Annotated in this window: 1 protein-coding gene; it reads right to left on the bottom strand. The window is 57.7% G+C overall.

Features of this window, described 5'->3' with window-relative positions:
- Positions 1 to 301: 301 nt before the first annotated feature.
- Positions 302 to 1,327, bottom strand: a complete 1,026-nt coding sequence (locus OWC48_RS45865) for an IS110 family transposase (protein WP_282525904.1) — start codon at positions 1,325 to 1,327, stop codon at positions 302 to 304.
- Between the last annotated feature and the right edge of the window lie 133 nt (positions 1,328 to 1,460).

Raw genomic sequence — 1,460 nt, 5'->3', positions numbered from 1 at the left:
GCTGCCCGTCGCTGGGGTCATGGTCCTTATATGGACGCCTCCCGCTTGCCAAGTCTCGCTTAGAAGGGATGCCACACAGAATACGGCTGCAGTTTTATATCCGGCCTGTTTGTGCAGGGGGTTACCTGCTGGCCCTGATGGAATTCGCTGATCCACGCCTCATTTTCCGAGAGGGCTCGAAGCCCGAAGAACCATTCAGGTTTAGTGGATCACGGTCCGACCTGTTTGCCATCACTCTTCACGGGACTTGCGCAACCTCAGAAGATCACCCTTTCGTCGGCTGAATTGCGCGATAACCGACCTACGCTGGCGAGATCTTGTATTCACGCTGGTACAGTCGTTCATGAGCCAGAAGCGCCCATAGCGTGCGCGCCGTCTTATTTGCCATCGCCACGATCGCCACATTGATGGGGCGGCGTTTGACCAATTTTGCGATCCATTCTGGAGGCGATTTGCAGTGTGTTAGCACGGACCGCGCGCCATGGATCAACAGCGTGCGTAAGTAAGTATCGCCGCGTTTGCTGATGCCGAGCAACCTCACACGCCCGCCCGTGCCGGTCTGACGAGGCACCAGCCCCAGCCATGCGGCAAATTCTCGTCCAGACTTGAACGTTTTGGCATCACCGACCGCCGCGACCACTGCCGTGGCCGTCAGCAGACCGACTCCCGGAACCTCTGCCAGCCGCCGGCAGGCATCATTCTGTCTGTACCAATCACGTAGTCGGCGCTCGATCTCGACCACTTCCTCATCGAGTCGACCGATCCGCGCGAACTGCTCGCGTAGCGTATCGATCAATATGACGGGTAGCCGATCCACCAAGTTGGCGAAGATGCCCGGTAGACGCCTGGCGATGCCGCTACGTCCTTGCGGCATGACCTCGCCGTACTCAGTCAATAGACCGCGCAGCGCATTGATCTGCGCGGTGCGAAACTTTATTAGTTGCTGACGTACCCGGTGCATCGCGAGCACTGCCTGTTGTGCTTCTGTCTTGATAGCCGCTTTCCTGACCCCCGGCTGCTGCACTGCCATCCAAATTGCCCGAGCGTCAGCCGTGTCGTTTTTGTTGCCGCAGACAAACGCTTTGACCTGCAGAGCGGGCAGTAGTCTTACGTCGTGGCCCAATGCAACCAACTTTCGCGCCCAATGCTGCGCGCCGCCACAGGCCTCCATACCGATTAGACATGTCGAACGGTTCGCGAAGTGTGCGAGAAATGTCTTGCGCTTGAGCTGGACGCTAGTGATTTCCCCAGTCTCTCTGCTGACCTCGTGCAGCTGGAAAACATGCTTGGCTATATCTACGCCAACGACGGCCCGAATATCGTTCATGCTCAGTCCTCCGATTTTGCTTCAAGAGCTCGCTGACTCGGGCATCTTTGATGCCTCTCTGCCCAGTTGGCTCGCTCGTTGCCGCTCCTACCGATTTGGGAGGGAGGCGTCCATTTCATTTTCCGAGGTCGCA

The organism is Bradyrhizobium sp. Arg816 (genome assembly GCF_029989365.1).
Lineage (GTDB): Bacteria > Pseudomonadota > Alphaproteobacteria > Rhizobiales > Xanthobacteraceae > Bradyrhizobium.
Note: the sequence above shows the minus strand (reverse complement) of the source record. Positions and strands in the feature narration are given on the sequence as shown.